We start from the raw sequence: 17008 nt of genomic DNA on the forward strand, positions 1-17008 counted from the left end.
GGCTAATTCATCCAACCCCAAGGCAATTGCTACATGCCCACGATTCGCGTTAAAGAAAATGAGCCGTTTGAGGTCGCACTGCGTCGTTTCAAGCGCACCATCGAAAAGACGGGACTGCTGACCGAACTGCGCTCGCGCGAGTTCTATGAAAAGCCCACCGCAGAGCGCAAGCGCAAGCACGCTGCTGCCGTCAAGCGTCACTACAAGCGTATCCGCAGCCAGCAGCTGCCCAAGCGCCTGTTCTGATTGGTGTGCTGCAGACGGATGCCGCTTGTGGGCATCCCTCGCGGCACCGCTTTGCAGCATCGCTTTGTAGCATCCCCTGCAGCGCCAAAGTCGTGAGGTCGGCGTGTTCCCCTCGCAAGGCGTCCCAGGAATTTGCTGTTGACATTAGCCGCTATGGTGTAAGCCTTGGCGGCTTTTGTTGTTGGCATTGAATCTGCCAGATCGCCGATCTAAGCTGCTGCCAGGCGCCTTGTCGATCGGCGGCTTGACCCCGACGCGCCAGGCCACGGCCGGTCTGCCGCCTTGGCCTCTACCTGTTTTTCCTGTCTGTACGACTTCTAGCGCTGAGTATTCCATGAGCGACGCCCTTCTCAAGACCCGCCTTTCCGATGAAATGAAAAACGCCATGCGCGCCAAGGCTGCCGAACGTCTGGGCACCTTGCGTTTTCTGCTCGCCGCCATCAAGCAAAAGGAAGTGGACGAACGTCGCGACCTGTCCGACGCCGAGATCACCGCCATCATCGAAAAGCAGGTCAAGCAGCGTCGCGAGTCCATCCTGGCGTATGACCAGGCCGGCCGGACCGACACGGCGGATGCCGAACGGGCCGAGATCGCCGTGCTGCAGGAATTCTTGCCCCAGGCAGCAAGCGAAGAGGAAGTCAGCGCCGTGGTGGCCGAAGCCGTGGCTGCCGTCGCGGCCCAGGGTGTGACGGGCGCTCCGGCCATGGGCAAGGTCATGGGGCTGGTCAAGCCCAAGCTGGCGGGCCGGGCCGACATGTCGGAAGTCTCGAAGCTGATCAAGGCGCAACTGGGCTGAGCCCACCTGTTTTCGCGAAAGGCCGACCCCTGCGGGGCCACCACGCATGATCCCGGATTCATTCATTCAGGATTTGCTTGCCCGCGTCGACATCGTCGACGTGGTGGGTCAGTACGTGCCCCTGCGCAAGGGGGCGCCAATCTGCTGGGGCTGTGCCCGTTCCATAACGAAAAGTCGCCGTCATTCACGGTCAGCCCCACCAAGCAGTTCTATCACTGCTTTGGTTGCGGCGCCCATGGCACGGCGATCCGTTTCCTGATGGAACACACGGGCGCAAGTTTTCCGGACGCCGTTCGCAGCCTGGCCGGCAATGCCGGCATGAAGGTTCCGGAAGAAGAGCGCAGCCCGCGTCAGCGCGCGGCCCGTGCCCAGCGGGAAGCGGTCGTGTCCCGGCACAGCGAGGTCCTGGAAGCCGCCAACGCCCACTATCGCCAACAACTGCGTACGGCCAGGCCGGCGATCGACTATTTGAAATCGCGAGGCCTGTCCGGCGAAATCGCCGCGCGCTTTGGCCTGGGCTGGGCCGGCAATGACCGCCAGGGCCTGAAGGCCGTTCTGCCCAATTACGACGACCCGCTGCTGGTCGAGGCGGGCCTGGTCATACTGAACGAAGAAGGCCGGCGCTACGACCGCTTCCGCGAGCGCGTGACCTTCCCGATCCGCAACGCACGTGGCCACCTGATTGGCTTTGGCGGACGGATCATCGGCAAGGGCGAGCCCAAGTATCTGAATTCGCCCGAAACGCCGATCTTTTCCAAGGGCTCCGAGCTGTACGGCATGTGGGAAGGACGGACCGCGATACGCAGCAATGGCATGGTGATCGTGGTCGAAGGCTATATGGACGTGGTTGCCTTGGCCCAACTGGGCATTGAATGTGCCGTGGCGACCCTGGGCACCGCGACCACGCCGGTGCATGTGCAGAAGCTGCTGCGCGCCAGCGATCTGGTGATCTTCAGCTTCGACGGCGACAAGGCCGGACGCAAAGCCGCCTGGCGGGCGTTGGAAGCCTGTCTGCCCTTGCTGCGCGACGATGCAAGCATTCGCTTCCTGTTTCTGCCCGAGGGCCATGATCCGGATTCGTATGTGCGCGAATTCGGCCCCGACGGCTTTCGAACGGCATTGAAAGAAGCGATGTCGCTTTCGCAATTCATGCTGGGAGAACTGGCGGGCCGCCATCCAATGGAGGAGGCCGAAGGCCGCGCGCGCTGTATTCATGACGCACGGCCGCTGCTGCAAGCGATGCCCGCCGGCGCCTTGCGGATGCAGGTCCAGCGCGAACTGGCCCAGCTGACACGCCTGACACCGGAAGAATTGACGCAGCTGATCCATCTTGAAGACGTGCCCAGCGGTCCGCTTGTGCACGCTGCGTCGGGCCAGCGGGGAACTGTCATGCCGGTTGTACGCTCTGAGTCTAATAGCGGTCAGGCAGGCGGTGCGCATGCGCCGGGCGGGCCGGCCGACGGCATGCACGATGATGGCCACTTTCCCGACTACGAGCCTGACTCGGACGGGCAGTACGAACCTTATTACGACGATGCCGCCGCGGGTTACGACCCCGGCGGTGGCCAGGGAGGCTACGGCGGTCAGGGCGGCTACGGCCAGGGCGGCGGAAGATACGGCGGGCAAGGCGGCGGTGGCGGTGGCAACTGGAAGGGCGGTTCGGGCAAGTCCTGGGGCAAATTCGACAAGAATTTTCGCGGACAGCGTGAAGTGCCTGGCGCACCCCCGCCCGCGCGACGCGTCGTGACGCCCATTGCGCAGCGCCTGCTGCAGTTGCTGCTCACGCATCCGGCGTCGGTGGACCAGCTCGATGATGCTGCCGAAACCATGTTGTCCAGCACGGCGGGGTTCGAGACCGTGCGAGAACTGGTCGCGCTGGTCCGCAGTACCGGGGCGTCCCATACCGGGGCGCTCATCCAGGCGGCCGAGGGAACGTCGCTCGCGCAACCCCTTGTAATGGCGGCCACTGCAACCATCTATGAAGACGAACTACCTGATCCCGCGGGCGAATTGTTCGATGCGCTCAGGACGATCGAATTCGACGCTGCGGCGCGGGAGCAACAGGCCTTGGTCGCTGCCGGACTGGCTGGCGATGAGGCAAAAGCGCGATATTTGGCGCTGAAAGAAAGAATGGCCGAGCTAAAAAGCCCAGAGTGATAGAATAGAGGGTTACTTCGTACACTCTGCAGCAATTTTTTACCGGCGGAATGCTGGTGGCGGCTTGAATTGCAAAGCGGAGTGAACACCAGACGGTTCAAGCCGTCAGACAAGGATGCGGATTCCATGCCGCAGCAAGACCGAATTTTTACGCACCGATCCTGAACGCCAGACCGACTCCGCATCCAGCACGCAACCGCACGGCATGCCCGCCGTTTTGCAACCGCAAGCACTCGCCGCGCTGTCAAGTCATCGTTCCGTTGGGCGCAGTACCCGGTAGTACGAGCAACAGCAGTACATCACACATCAGTACACGACGCAGTAGAGGAATCGTGACCGCATACGCAGCAGGGTGCACCGCAAGACGCGCACACCCTGATTATTGAATACGGTCCACGAAAACCGCAACATGCAGACTGAAACACATTACCCGTGCCGTTGAAACAGCGGCTACCGCAACGCCAGCCTTAAAGGGGCTGTCATTGCACGCGGCGTGCGACGCATGCACAACCGCACAGGTACACGGGTGGCGGACCTGCTCAAGGCAGGTCGAACGACAATAGGAGTGGTTGACCGACCATGGCGAAGACGACTGGCAAGACGCTGACTGTAAACAAATCCAAAGCCGAAGGGCAAGACATGGCAAAGGACACGGCGATTGCGTCGACGACGATGGCGAAGCCCGCAGTGAACGCGGTTTTGCCCAAGGACGGCCCGAAGGGCGTGACCGTGACGGTCAAGTCCGCGGGAAGGGCCACGACGAAGATCCTGACCACAACCAAAGCCGCCGCTATGGCTGGCGAACTGGTGGATATGCCTTTGGAACCTATCGATAAACCCGCCGCCGTGGCCAAGCCTGCACTCAAGGCCGCCGCCGCCACCAAGACCACCACTGCCAAGGCATCGACCAAGGCCCCCAAGGCCGATGCCAAGACGGCAACGGCCAAGGTGGCGCCTGCCAAAGCGCTGACCGCCGCGGAAAAGAAAACGGCCGAAAAGAAGCTGGCCGAACTGCTGGCCAAGCCTGCCGGCCGCCGCCCGGGCCGTCCGCCCAAGGATGCGAAGCCTGCCGAAGGAACGCCGGGCGCCGATTTCGACGACGTGGTCGATGGCGATGCCGAGCCGATCCCCGAAATCAAGATCCCCAAGGGCCGTGGCAAGCGCGGCAAGGCCGATCCCAAGGACCTGATCGCCCGTGGCCCCGTGTCGCCCGAAGAATACGAAGCGCGCCGCAACCGCCTGAAGCTGCTGATCAAGCTCGGCAAGGACCGCGGTTACCTGACGTATGGCGAAATCAACGACCACCTGCCCGATGACCTGGTCGACGCCGAAGCGATCGACGGCATCATCAGCACGTTCAACGACATGGGCATTTCGGTCTACGACCAGGCGCCGGATGCCGAAACGCTGCTGCTGAACGAAAACGCGCCGGTGGCCTCGTCCGACGACGACGCCGAAGAAGAAGCCGAGGCCGCGCTGTCCACGGTGGATTCCGACTTTGGCCGGACGACCGACCCGGTCCGTATGTACATGCGGGAAATGGGTTCGGTCGAACTGCTGACGCGCGAAGGCGAAATCGAGATCGCGAAGCGGATCGAAGACGGCCTGAAGCATATGGTCATGGCGATTTCGGCCTGCCCGTCAACCATCAATGAAATCCTGGCCCACGCCGAACGCGTGCGTTCTGCCGAAGCGCAGATCGATGAAGTGGTGGACGGCCTGATCGACCCGAATGACGGCGAAGAGTACGCCGGTTCGGGCGTGACCGCGGCCGACGACGAAGACGACGAGAGCGAAGACGCACCGGCTGGCGGCATGAGCAGCAAGCAGGTCGAAGAACTGCGCGTCAAATCGCTGGAAAAGTTCACCAGCGTCAAGACGTGGTTCGAGAAGATGCGCCACGCGTACGAGCATGACGGCTACAAGTCGGCGGCCTACACTGAAGCGCAGGAAACCATCCTGAATGAACTGATGGGCATCCGCTTCACGGCCAAGATGGTGGAACGCCTGGCCGACACGCTGCGCGCCCAGGTCGAAGAAGTGCGCAAGCTCGAACGTGCCGTCATGCAGACGTGTATCGACCGCGCCGGCATGCCGCGCACGCACTTCATCAAGACCTTCCCGGGTCATGAAACGGACCTGAATTGGGTGCTGGCCGAAGTCGACGCCAACCATTCGTACTCGGAAACGCTCAAGCGCCAGATCCCGGCCATCCAGGAACTGCAGCAAAAGCTGATCGACCTGCAAGCCCGTGTCGTGCTGCCGCTGAAGGACCTGAAGGACGTCAACAAGCAAATGGCCACCGGCGAAGCAAAAGCCCGCAAGGCCAAGCGCGAAATGACCGAGGCCAACCTGCGTCTGGTGATCTCGATCGCCAAGAAGTACACGAACCGCGGCCTGCAGTTCCTGGATCTGATCCAGGAAGGCAACATCGGTCTGATGAAGGCGGTGGACAAGTTCGAATACCGCCGCGGCTACAAGTTTTCGACGTACGCCACGTGGTGGATCCGTCAGGCCATCACGCGGTCGATCGCCGACCAGGCGCGCACCATCCGGATCCCGGTCCACATGATCGAAACGATCAACAAGATGAACCGGATCAGCCGTCAGATCCTGCAGGAAACGGGTGCCGAGCCCGATCCCGCAACGCTGGCGCAAAAGATGGACATGCCGGAAGACAAGATCCGCAAGATCCTGAAGATCGCAAAAGAACCGATCTCGATGGAAACGCCGATTGGCGACGACGACGATTCGCATCTGGGCGACTTCATCGAAGACACGACGACGCTGGCGCCGTCCGACGCCGCGCTGCATGGCTCCATGCGCAACGTGGTCAAGGAAGTGCTGGATTCGCTGACGCCGCGTGAAGCCAAGGTGCTGCGCATGCGTTTCGGTATCGAAATGAGCACTGACCAGACGCTGGAAGAAGTCGGCAAGCAATTCGACGTGACGCGGGAGCGCATTCGACAAATAGAAGCCAAGGCATTGCGCAAGCTGCGTCACCCCAGCCGCGCAGACAAGCTGAAGAGCTTCCTCGAAGGGCAGTAATCACTGGCGTTGCAGCAGCGCGTTGGCAGAAACCGGACTCTACGGAGTCCGGTTTTTTTCGTCCGTCCGGCAGGGCATCTTCGCACGTCCGGCAGGGCATCTTCACACGTCCGGCAGGGCATCTTCGCATGTCCTGCAGGGCGCCTTTACACGACCGGCTCGGCGCCTTCACAGCTCGACGAGCTGTTCGTTCCGATAGGGTTCCGCTTCTTCGCGCAGCCAATCCGCGAAGGTGCGCAGCAGCGGATTTTCGGCTTTCCATTCCGGCAGCACCAGGTAATAGCTTTTGTCGACGCCCGACGCCAGCGGCGACGCGGCGATCAGTTTGCCGGACGCCAGTTCTTCTTCCACCAGCAACGCAGGAACCAGGGCGATGCCCAGTCCGTGCACCGCTGCCTGGATGAGCATGGAAAACAGTTCGTACCGCGGACCGGCTACGTCATGGTCGTGCCGCACGCCCTGGACATCGAACCACGCGCGCCACGCATAGGGGCGGGTGGTCTGCTGCAGCAGACGGTAGCGGCGGAACTGACCGGGGGTAAGGGCGCCGTGCGGGGCGATCAGCGACGGGGCGCATACCGGAACGAGGCGCTCGGGCATGAGCCCTATCGCCTCGGTGCCCGGCCAGTGCCCGTCGCCGGCGTAGATGGCGGCATCGAAGGGTGTGCCTTCAAACAAGAAAGGGCGGCTCTGGGGCATGATGTTGACGATGACGCGGGGCGCACGGGCCTCGAATCGTTTCAGGCGGGGCAGCAGCCACCGGGTGGCGAAGGTAGGAACGGCGGCCAGTTCCAGCACGCCGCCTTCACCGCGCGTGGCCATCAGGTCGAGGGTGTCACGTTCCATTTCCTCAAGCCTGCCGGCCACGGCCACGCTGTAGCTGGCGCCCGCCTGGGTCAACGTGACGCCCCGGCGGGATCGCCGGAACAGTTTCAAACCGACAAAGGTTTCCAGGTTGGCGATCTGGCGACATACTGCGCTTTGCGTCAGCGCAAGTTCCTCGGCGGCTTTCGTGAAACTCTGGTGCCGCGCGGCCGCATCAAAAGCTGCCAGGGCGGCCGTGCTGGGAAGTTTGCGGCGCATGGAATGACGACTGTAAGAAATAAAGGGGGGGGCCACAGGCCTTGTGCGGGCCGAGCAGGGTAGCCTGGCGTCCGGGGCTTGATCGAAACGTGCCGATGCGCGCCCCAGGTCGGGCGGCCATGGTCGCCCGGCCCGTGCATCCCGCCAGCATACCTCGGTCGGAGTGCGGAAAACGCACAGATTGGTGCAAAGAACTCGTTTGGCGGATCGGCGCTCCATCCGGTATCGTGCATGTCATCCGACCCAGTGTCGCAGGCAGGCGTGGTCATTGGGCGCATCCACGACGCCCGTCACCCAGAACATCGAGACATGACAGTTATGCACAAACCCGCACAATTCCACTGGAACGACCCCCTTTTGCTGGACCAGCAATTGACCGACGACGAGCGGATGATCCGCGACGCAGCGGCGGCTTATTGCCAGGACAAGCTCATGCCACGGGTGCTGGAGTCGTTCCGCCACGAACGCACCGACGTGGAAATCTTCCGCGAGATGGGCGAACTTGGCCTGCTTGGACCGACAATTCCGGAACAGTACGGCGGTTCCGGCCTGAATTACGTCAGTTATGGCTTGATCGCCCGGGAAGTCGAACGGGTGGATTCGGGATATCGGTCGATGATGAGCGTGCAGTCGTCGCTGGTCATGGTGCCTATCAACGAATTTGGCAGCGAAGAACAGAAGCAGAAGTACCTGCCCAAGCTCGCCAGCGGGGAATGGATAGGCTGCTTCGGCCTGACCGAACCCAACCATGGCTCGGACCCTGGATCGATGGAAACACGAGCCAGGCCGGTGGACGGCGGCTATTCGCTGTCGGGCTCGAAAATGTGGATCACCAATTCGCCGATTGCCGACGTGTTCGTGGTGTGGGGCAAACTCAAGGGTGAAGACGGCAAGGACGCGATTCGCGGCTTCATCCTCGAAAAGGGCTGGAAGGGCCTGACCGCGCCAGCCGTGCATGGCAAGGTGGGTCTGCGCACCTCGGTCACTGGCGAAATCGTGATGGACGAAGTCTTTGTGCCGCACGAAAACCTGCTGCCAAACGTGTCAGGCTTGAAAGGCCCGTTCACCTGCCTGAACTCGGCCCGGTTCGGTATTGCCTGGGGCGCACTGGGCGCGGCCGAGTATTGCTGGCATACGGCTCGCCAGTACACCCTGGACCGCAAGCAGTTTGGCCGTCCGCTTGCCGCCAATCAGCTGGTGCAAAAGAAACTGGCCGACATGCAGACCGAAATCACCATGGCCCTGCAGGGCTGCCTGCAACTGGGCCGCATGAAAGACAACGGCACGGCTGCGGTCGAAATCACGTCGATGATGAAACGCAATTCCTGCGGCAAGGCGCTGGATATCGCACGCGTGGCGCGCGACATGCTGGGCGGCAACGGGATCTCGGACGAATTCGGCGTGATCCGCCACGTGGTCAACCTGGAAGTCGTGAACACCTACGAGGGCACGCACGACATCCACGCGCTGATCCTGGGTCGTGCCCAAACGGGCATCCAGGCCTTCAGCTGACCGCCTTGCGGTCCGCGTGATGAAAAAGCCCGGCATGTGCCGGGCTTTTTTTGTCGTGTGTACGGGGCAGGCAGTCAGAGCTGCTTGCGGAACAGCACGCGGTGCTGCCCCGGTCCGGCGTAGTCGAGCTTGACCGGGATGCCATCGACCGAGTCGCCCGTATCCACGATCTCGAAGCCGAGCTGCGTGTGGAAGGCAATGGACCCGGCATTGATGGGGGTCGTGATGCAATGGACTTCGGAACAGCCATGCACGGCGGCCAGGTCAAAGAACCGTTCGTACAGCAGCCCGCCATAGCCTTGCTTGCGTTTGTCGGGAGACACGCCCACCAGATGGATATAGGCGATGGTAGGCATCGACTGCGACACGAAGCCGACCAGGAAGCCCTTGATCGCGCCGTCTTCTTCCAGCACGCAACTGGTCGATCCGAAATGCTCGAAGAACAGGCGGGGCAGCAGCCCGCCGACGGGACGGCCACCCCACCATTCATCGAGGACCGGAGACAGCAAGGCGTAGTCGGAAGGGTGCAGCGCGCGAATGTGCATGGGGCGAATCTTTGCGAATACCTGAACGGGGGGCGGATGCGAACGCGGCGCCTGGCGCGGTGCGTTGCGCGACCTTGACGGGCCTGCGGCCCTGCCACTGTTTAGCATCTTTTCAAAAAGATGACGCGGATTTTAACGTGCCAGCGCGTGAGCCGCAGAAGGGCGCTGGCGGGTGCCCGAGGGCATGCCCGGACCCCGGCCCGAGTCCTAGGCCGGCGCCGGGGTGGCATCCGCCGCCAGCCGTCCCATCCGCACGGCGGCTTCCTCACCCTTCCTGGTGTCATAACGCAGATACCGATCGTGCCAGCGCGCCACCGTGCTGCGATGGGCGATGCTGATCAACGCCGCGTGGGGCAGGCGTTCGCGGACAAGGCCGTACATGGCGGCCTCGGTTTCCTCGTCCAGCGCCGAGGTCGCTTCGTCCAGGAACAGGAAGTCGGGGGCTTGCAACAGGGCGCGCGCAAACGCCATGCGCTGCTGTTCGCCGGGCGACAGGGTCGTGGACCAACTGGCGACGTCGCCCAGGCGATCGACCAGCCCATCCAGCCGACAGGCGCGCAGCACGTCCCGTAGCGCGGCGGGCTCATGGGCGTCGGACCGGGACGGATAGCACAGCGCATCCGCCAGTGTTCCGGCAGGCAGATAGCTTTTCTGCGGCAGGAACAGAATACGGGCGCGGTCGGGTCGATCGACTGTGCCGCGGCCGTAGGGCCAGATACCCGCCATCGCCCGGAAGAACACGCTCTTGCCGCTGCCCGATGGCCCGGTCACCAGCCAGCGTTGTCCTTGTTCGATCTGGAGCGAGAACGGCCGGGTCAATTCGCGGATGGGCTGGGACATGGGCGTAAGGGGACGGCCGGCCGACGCCTGCGCCACGGCGGAGGCGTCCCCGCCAGCCCCGGCCCGGCGCCCGCCCGAGCGCGCAAGGCGTGTGTCGGGCACGGCCAGAACCAGGCCGTCCGCGGCAATGTGGGACCCGCCAACTGCCCTGCCATGCAGCGCCGCGTCGGCAGCGCCTTGCGACAAGGCGACGGCACCGGGGTCGTGCTGCAGGCTGCCACCACCATCCCACGCGCCCTGAAGCCCGCCGTGAAGCCCGCCGTGAAGCCCGCCATGGCGCCCGCCCTGCGTCACGCGTATTCCATGCTCGCCATCCGCACTGGCGGCGTCGTTGTCGGTTGCGCGGATGGCCGCTTCGAAATCCAGTACCCGGTTCGATGCTGCCTGCCAGCTGACCAGCGATGCGTAACTGTCCACCAGCCAGGACAGCGCGCCCTGCACCTGACCGAATGCCGAGCTGATCTGCATCAGCCCGCCCAACGTCAGTTCCCTGGCGAAATAGCGGGGCGCCGCCACGATCAGCGGGAAAACGATGGCGATCTGCCCATAGCCTGCACTGACCAGCACCAGCCGGCGTGAATACCGCATTAGCCAGCCCCAGTTGTCGCGGATGCCGCCAAAGCGCGCCAGCAGGCTGGTACGTTCGGTGTTCTCGCCTCGATACAGCGCGACGCCCTCGGCATTTTCGCGCAGGCGCATCAGCGCGTACCGGAAGTCCGCTTCGCGCTGTTCCTGCTGGAAGTTCAAGCCGATCAAAGGCTTGCCCACCTTGTGTGTCAGCCACGAGCCTGCCACCGCATAAAGCACGGCGAACCACACCATATAGCCCGGGATCGTGATGGCCGACGTCCCAAGATGGAACGTCAGGGCGCCCGACACCGACCATAGAATCGTGACGAACGACGCGAGGGTGACGGCGGAGTTGAGCAGCCCCAAGGACAGGGTCAGACTGTCGCTTGCCAGGGTGCGCAGGTCGTCGGCAATACGTTGGTCGGGATTGTCGGTCGCGTGCGCCTGCTCGATCCGGTAATAGGCCTGGCCATCGAGCCACCGCGACAGAAAGTCGGTGGTGAGCCAGGTACGCCAGCGCATTTGCAGCATCATCGTGTAGTACTGCTTGAAGATGCTGACGACGATGAAGACCGCGGCAATGGCGCAGAAGGCCAGCAATTGCTGCCGGAAGGCCGGAAAGTCATGCGCTTCCAACGCGTTGTAGAACACCCGGTTCCAGTTGGTCAGCCACACGTTCACACCGACCAGGGCCAGGTTCAGCGCAATGACCAAGCCGAGCAAGGCCAGACCCCCACGGCCATCACGCGACACCCAGTAGGGCTTGAGCAGTCGCCAGGTGTCCGCCAGCCTCAGCCTGCTCCGTGCGTCGTCGCGCGACACCCGCGCGGCCGGGTCGGGCATCGATGCGAAAGCGGGGCGGGGGGTATCGGCAAAATCGTCACGGAAGGTCATGGCGCCTTGATCGTCGGTCGGATGCGTCAGTCGAATGCGCAAGAACCGGTTCAGGCCGATGTCAGCAAAAGCCGTGGGTCCGCCCGGATGGGACTGCGAAAGCGGCCCAGGGTTCACTACGGGCATGCGGCTTGCGACGATGTGAATGTTCACTAACGCTGGAGACATTTATGCGACGCACCGTATCCCCGGTCAAGCCCCTGTTCAGCGCTTTTCTGCTGGGCGCCGTTACCGTTGGCTTATTGAAATTGTTGGCCCGCGCGCCGGAAACCGGCTCCTCGCCCCAGGCAAATCCTGCCGGCGCCGGTGATCGCCGCTCCAGCCTGCGCTCTCGCCCCGGCGGCCGTGGCACGCCGCGTGGCGCTCGCGCACCTTACGCGCAGGCCCTGTCGGACACCGGCAATGGTCCCGAGGAGCGTCCCGCAGGCATTCCCGCGCCGCCGGAAGAAGCCAAGCGCACGTCTGCCTTGGGCGATACGTTCAGCTCAGGGACCGCGGGCGAAGTTACCCCCAGCGCCGACACCAAAGGCGGCCTGGGGCAGGGCGGCCGCTAAGGGCAGGGAGCGTGGCTGCTACGGCTCCGACTGTTCGGGCAGCCGCGCCGCGCAGTGCTTGCAGAACGCGGCGTCCGCATCATGATCCGTCGTGTTGCAGACGTCACATTTGCGCTCGGACCTCAGCTTGCGCGCATGATTGGCGTGCGCCATCGACATTTCGACCGTAAAAATGCCGGTGGGCACGGCCAGCACCCCCATCCCAGCAACATCATCAGTGAAGCGATCAGGCGGCCCAGGGGTGTCTGCGGGGTGATGTCGCCGAATCCGACGGTCGTGATCGTGCTGATCGCCCAATAAATCGCGGTCGGGATACTGGTGAAGCCATGTTTGGGGCCTTCCACCACATACATGACCGTCCCCATGCTCAATACGATGAGCGACACGACAGACAGGAACACCATGATCTTGCGAAAGCTCGCCTTCAAGGCGCGCCCGAGCATCAGGTATTCGTCCATGAAGCGCGGGAGCTTGAACACCCTGAAGATCCGCAGCAGACGCAGCACGCGCACGCCAGTCAGGAAATGCAGCCCCGGTACGAACAAGGACAGATAGCTGGGCAGGATCGCAAGCAGATCGACGATGCCGAAGAAACTGGTGGCATAGCGCAGCGGCCGCTGCACGCTTAAGAGCCGGCCCACGTATTCGACGGTGAACACCACGGTAAAGATCCATTCCAGGACCTGCAGGATGTGGCCGTACCGGTTGACGATCGCTTCGACGCTGTCGGCCATGACCACCAGCACACTCAGCAAGATCGTCCAGATCAGCGCCTGGTCGAACCGCCGTCCACCTGCCGTGTCGGCTTCGAAGATGACGGTGTACACACTGCGGCGCCAACCGCTGTCCGGCTTGCCATGCAGCGGGGCATCGGCGGAAGGTTTGGGCGACGCGGGGGCCACGGCAGATCCTTGACAGAGCGATGCGTGATGCTAACGCACCGGCGCGGTGTTGCGTCGGCATGCCTGTACCGTGGCTTCCCGGCGCCATGCCACGCGGGCACTCCGCTAAACTTGCACCTCGGTTCGTCCGTTCACTCTGATTCGTTCAATCCCTTACCTGACACCCCTGCAATGACACCTTCAGCCCTGCTGTCCGGCGCGATGGCCGCCATCGGTATCCTGGCCATGGCCGGCGCTCTGGCGCAGTCGCCGTCGCCCGCTGACGTGCAACAACGCGATCAGGCCTTGGCCAGCATGACGCAGCACTATGCCGACCGGAAGGCAGGCTTTGCGCAGGACATGGCCCGCCGTGACGTGGTCATGCTGGGGGACAGCCTGACCGAGGGGGCCGATTGGACTGCGTTGTTTCCCGGCATCACCATCGCCAACCGCGGGATTGGCGGGGACAGCACCGAGGGCATGGCGCAGCGGCTGGATTCGGTGCTGGGCGTGTCGCCCCGCAAGGTGTTCGTGATGGCCGGTATCAACGACATTGCCGTGTTCAAGAAGCCCGTGACCGAGGTGTTCGAACACTACAAGCGCATCATCGACACGCTGACGCGCGCCAAGATCCAGGTAATCGTGCAGTCCACGCTGTTCACGGGGCCGGCGTTTCCGCCCACGGTTAATGCATCGGTCAAGGACTTGAACGGCCGCCTGCATGCGCTGTGCGCGCGCGGGCCCTGCGTGTACGTGAACCTGAACCCCGTCCTGGCGCCCGCCGGCACGCTTGACGCGCGCTACACCAGCGACCACCTGCACCTGAATGCAGCGGGATACCAGGCGTGGGCCCAGGCGATCACGCCAACCATGCGGCGGCGCTAGGCCGCAAGGTCAGTGCCGGTCCAGCCGGACTTCGAAGTAGGCTTCTTGCGCTTCGCCCAGTCCGTTGAAGCCTTCCTGCTGTGCGCGTGCGGCGGCCTTCTGCCAGCGTATCGCCAACGATTTTTCCTGTTCGGACAGATCGCCCTCGGAGGAGTCTTCGGCCGTCATCCACGCCTTGAGCGCCGGGCCGATTTCCTCGGTGCCGCCCATGGCGCGTTCCAGCGTTTTGGCGTACCGCCGTTCGGCCTGCTCGCGAACGTTGGCGGGGATATCGGGAAAGTCCTGCAGGGTGACGGTGTACGACATGAGCACGGCTCCGGAAGGGATACTGGTTATTTATACAGTATCCTTCGTCTCCCGCGCAATGCAGATTACGACGCCGACGGCAACGCCGCGCGCTTGCGGCGTTTGTTTTCGTACATCTGCTGGTCGGCCACCGCCAGCATGTCCTGAATGGTGCGATGGCGGGCCGGGTCCAGTTCGACGGCCCCCACGCTGAACCCCAAGTCGTAGCCCCGCTGGGTCGACTGGTTGTAGGCATCCACGGCATCCTGCAGACGCCGCTGCGTGGCGGCAAGCATGCCGGGCTCGATCGACGTCACCATGACCACGAATTCATCGCCGCCCAGCCGGCCCACCACGTCGGATTCGTGGAAGACATCCAGCAGCAGGCGCGCAAAGCTCACGAGCGCTCGGTCGCCTTCGGCATGACCATACGTGTCATTGATCTGCTTGAAACGATCCAGGTCGAAGAACAGCAGGGTAGCGGGCAGTTCCATCCGGGTGCACAGGCCGATGGCGTGCTGCGCCAGGGCTTCAAATCCCCGACGGTTCGACACCATGGTCAGTTCGTCCATGGTCGCCAGCTGAATGGCGGCGATTTCCTGTTCGGCCATGCGCGCCAAGTCGCGCAGCAATGCCTTGTCGTCTTCGCCAAACTCGCGTTCGGTCTTGTCGATCAGGCACAACGTACCCAGCTTGCTACCGTTCGACACGCGCAGCGGACAGCCGGCGTAGAAGCGGATATGCGGTTCACCGGTCACCAGCGGATTGTCTTGAAACCGGTCGTCCAGCGCGGCATCGGGGATCAGCAAGATGTCATCTTCCAGAATGGCATGCCCGCAAAAGGACATGTCGCGCGGCGTTTCCGTGACATCCAGGCCTTGCCGCGACTTGAACCATTGCCGGTTGGCGTCGATCAGGCTGACCAGCGCGATCGGCACGCCGAACAGGCGCTTGGCAAGGCGGGTCAGGCGGTCAAACCGCTCTTCCGGAGCGGTGTCCAGAATGTTGAGGGCCCGTAGGGTGTCGACTCGGGTCGGCTCGTCTGTCGGGGGTAGTGGCGCTTTCATCGAAATCCTTGTTCTTGACATCTGGAGCGGGCCTGGCCATTGGCTGGCGGTGTCCCAGGGTCATCACTTTGCAGTATTGCCTATATCGACATTATTGACTACCTTGCGGGCGCCGCAGGATCTGCCGCGGCACCGGTCGCGGCGTTACCCGCCAGACTGGTCAACACCACGCCGGCCAATCCGCCGTCTCGACATCTTTCGCAATGACCGCCTCGTCCGGCTTTCCTGCCATGCTGTCCCTGGCTTTTCACCGCACTTACACCGCATTCAACGCAAGCCTGCAGACCGTGCTGCGGGAGCACGGTCTGACCTTGACGCACTGGCGAGTCCTGGCCTTTCTGGCCGAGCACGGTGATCACAGCGTGTCGGCATTGGCTGCCGAAACCGGCCATGACCAGACCACCCTGTCGCGCGCGCTTACCGTCATGGAAGGCGCACTGTGGGTAGAACGGCGCGCCACCGTGCGGGATCACCGCCTGGTGGCGATCCACCTGCTCAAGGATGGCCGCAAGCTGTTCCGCAAGGTCATGCCGCTCGTGGCAGATCTGGAGGCGGCCGCGTTCGAAGGCCTGACAACGCGCGACCAATCGCTGCTCGATCAGGCAATGGTCCAGGTCCAGCGCAACCTGGGCGTGCGCTGACACGTCCGCCCGTGGCTGTTATCACTCATCCGTAACGTTTGTACGCATGTTTGGTGCCCCGGGCTGCTCATCCAGCACCGTTGCTTACGCTACGATCCAAAGTCGCCCTCCAGCGGACAGAGGTCATGCGCACGGTCATTCTGATCGAAGAACATCCCATTCAATTCCACGGCCTGGAACAGCTCATCTCCGACATGGACGGTGCCTGGCAGACCACGGGCTGCACGGCGGCCGAATTGAAAGATCCTGCCAGGATCGCCGCGGCTGACTTGATCCTCTATTCCATTCCGCGCTTCGACCTTGGGCTGCAGAACGCCATGCCCATCGTTCGCGCCATGCGGACGGATAAGCCCACCCTGCTCATGTGCGAAGACCCGGCCGACGTGGCGGCGTGGGAGCCCATGCCGCCTCACGTCCGTGGATCGATTCCCACGGCGTCGAGCGTGGCGCTGATCCGGGCCGCAATGAAGCTGGTCATCTCGGGCGGACAATGCTTTCCGCAACATCGGCCCGATCTTGTCGAGCAGGTTGCTGCCGAGCAGACGCGGGAAGAACTGGGTCCGGTCGAGCATGAACGCGCCTTGCTGGGACTTACCAAACGACAGTACGACGTACTCGTCCACTTCTCGCGCGGCGCCACCATCGAAGACGTGGGCGCGGCCATGAACATCTCGCTGGCCACGGCACGATCGCACGCGCATTCGCTCTACAAGGCCATGCAGGTGTCGGGCAAGACCGAAGCGGTATTCGCAGCGGTCGCGCTGGGCGCCACGCTGTCGTGGTTCCCGACCGCCCAAAGCCTGCCGCGGGCGCCGGCCAACCGGCCGCATTATGTGGATCACGTGACGGCTACCGGACACGGCTACCAGCAGCTCTCGCTGTTCTGACCGGCCGACAGGCACGGGGTTTGCATCAAACCCCTTATTCCGATGCGCTGGCACCGGGGTTGCGCCACCCGGCGACGGTGAAGCGGCCCGATGCCTGCCGCGCTTTCAGGAGCCGAC

Annotated in this window: 14 protein-coding genes and 1 pseudogene; 9 read left to right on the top strand and 6 right to left on the bottom strand. The window is 63.3% G+C overall.

The genetic code is table 11. From position 1 onward, the window contains the following. Window positions 1-33: 33 nt before the first annotated feature. The 4 genes and pseudogenes from rpsU to rpoD all read left to right on the top strand — a co-directional run bounded on the left by rpsU (window position 34) and on the right by rpoD (window position 6247). Window positions 34-246 (top strand): 30S ribosomal protein S21, encoded by a 213-nt coding sequence (rpsU, locus tag ACNANG_RS19860; RefSeq protein ID WP_179585951.1) that lies wholly within the window; start codon window positions 34-36, stop codon window positions 244-246. A 334-nt stretch (window positions 247-580) separates the two neighbouring features. Further along, entirely contained in the window at window positions 581-1042 is a 462-nt protein-coding gene (locus ACNANG_RS19865) for a GatB/YqeY domain-containing protein (protein ID WP_420224453.1), read from the top strand. A 46-nt stretch (window positions 1043-1088) separates the two neighbouring features. Continuing rightward, a pseudogene (dnaG, locus tag ACNANG_RS19870) lies at window positions 1089-3199 on the top strand (DNA primase). Between the two features lie 792 nt (window positions 3200-3991). Next, entirely contained in the window at window positions 3992-6247 is a 2256-nt protein-coding gene (rpoD, locus tag ACNANG_RS19875; RefSeq protein ID WP_420227598.1) for an RNA polymerase sigma factor RpoD, read from the top strand. 168 nt (window positions 6248-6415) lie between these two features. On the opposite strand, the gene ACNANG_RS19880 is transcribed toward rpoD, so the two are convergent. Next, window positions 6416-7330, bottom strand: coding sequence for a LysR family transcriptional regulator (locus ACNANG_RS19880; protein WP_420224454.1), 915 nt, complete (start codon window positions 7328-7330; stop codon window positions 6416-6418). Window positions 7331-7648: 318 nt separating this feature from the next. On the opposite strand from ACNANG_RS19880, the gene ACNANG_RS19885 reads away from it, so the two are divergent. Further along, a complete protein-coding gene (locus ACNANG_RS19885; RefSeq protein WP_420224455.1) occupies window positions 7649-8842 on the top strand; it encodes an acyl-CoA dehydrogenase in 1194 nt (397 codons plus the stop codon). Between the two features lie 74 nt (window positions 8843-8916). Here ACNANG_RS19885 and ACNANG_RS19890 read toward each other — a convergent pair whose 3' ends face one another. Together ACNANG_RS19890 and ACNANG_RS19895 are read right to left on the bottom strand one after the other, a co-directional pair. Beyond that, entirely contained in the window at window positions 8917-9387 is a 471-nt protein-coding gene (locus tag ACNANG_RS19890; protein WP_420224456.1) for a GNAT family N-acetyltransferase, read from the bottom strand. A 207-nt stretch (window positions 9388-9594) separates the two neighbouring features. Beyond that, on the bottom strand, window positions 9595-11691 hold the full coding sequence (locus ACNANG_RS19895) for an ABC transporter ATP-binding protein/permease (RefSeq protein ID WP_420227599.1): 2097 nt from the start codon (window positions 11689-11691) through the stop codon (window positions 9595-9597). A gap of 170 nt (window positions 11692-11861) precedes the next feature. Between ACNANG_RS19895 and ACNANG_RS19900 the strand changes: the two genes are divergently transcribed. Continuing rightward, window positions 11862-12245, top strand: a complete 384-nt coding sequence (locus ACNANG_RS19900; protein WP_420224457.1) for a hypothetical protein — start codon at window positions 11862-11864, stop codon at window positions 12243-12245. Window positions 12246-12367: 122 nt separating this feature from the next. Here the strand turns inward: ACNANG_RS19900 and ACNANG_RS19905 are convergent, their stop codons facing one another. Next, on the bottom strand, window positions 12368-13147 hold the full coding sequence (locus ACNANG_RS19905; protein WP_420224458.1) for an ion transporter: 780 nt from the start codon (window positions 13145-13147) through the stop codon (window positions 12368-12370). Window positions 13148-13318: 171 nt separating this feature from the next. Between ACNANG_RS19905 and ACNANG_RS19910 the strand changes: the two genes are divergently transcribed. Then, complete coding sequence (locus ACNANG_RS19910) at window positions 13319-14011, top strand: GDSL-type esterase/lipase family protein (protein ID WP_420224459.1); 693 nt, start codon at window positions 13319-13321, stop codon at window positions 14009-14011. A gap of 9 nt (window positions 14012-14020) precedes the next feature. Here ACNANG_RS19910 and ACNANG_RS19915 read toward each other — a convergent pair whose 3' ends face one another. Both ACNANG_RS19915 and ACNANG_RS19920 read right to left on the bottom strand, forming a co-directional pair. Continuing rightward, a complete protein-coding gene (locus ACNANG_RS19915) occupies window positions 14021-14317 on the bottom strand; it encodes a hypothetical protein (protein WP_420224460.1) in 297 nt (98 codons plus the stop codon). Between the two features lie 65 nt (window positions 14318-14382). Next, window positions 14383-15363, bottom strand: coding sequence for a diguanylate cyclase domain-containing protein (locus tag ACNANG_RS19920; RefSeq protein WP_420224461.1), 981 nt, complete (start codon window positions 15361-15363; stop codon window positions 14383-14385). Between the two features lie 203 nt (window positions 15364-15566). Here ACNANG_RS19920 and ACNANG_RS19925 point away from each other — a divergent pair, with 203 nt between their 5' ends. Continuing rightward, entirely contained in the window at window positions 15567-16004 is a 438-nt protein-coding gene (locus ACNANG_RS19925; RefSeq protein ID WP_420224462.1) for a MarR family winged helix-turn-helix transcriptional regulator, read from the top strand. Window positions 16005-16129: 125 nt separating this feature from the next. Continuing rightward, on the top strand, window positions 16130-16891 hold the full coding sequence (locus ACNANG_RS19930; protein ID WP_420224463.1) for a helix-turn-helix transcriptional regulator: 762 nt from the start codon (window positions 16130-16132) through the stop codon (window positions 16889-16891). Window positions 16892-17008 lie beyond the last annotated feature (117 nt).

Origin of the sequence: Pigmentiphaga litoralis, assembly GCF_048632615.1 — a bacterium.
GTDB lineage: Bacteria > Pseudomonadota > Gammaproteobacteria > Burkholderiales > Burkholderiaceae_B > Pigmentiphaga > Pigmentiphaga litoralis_B.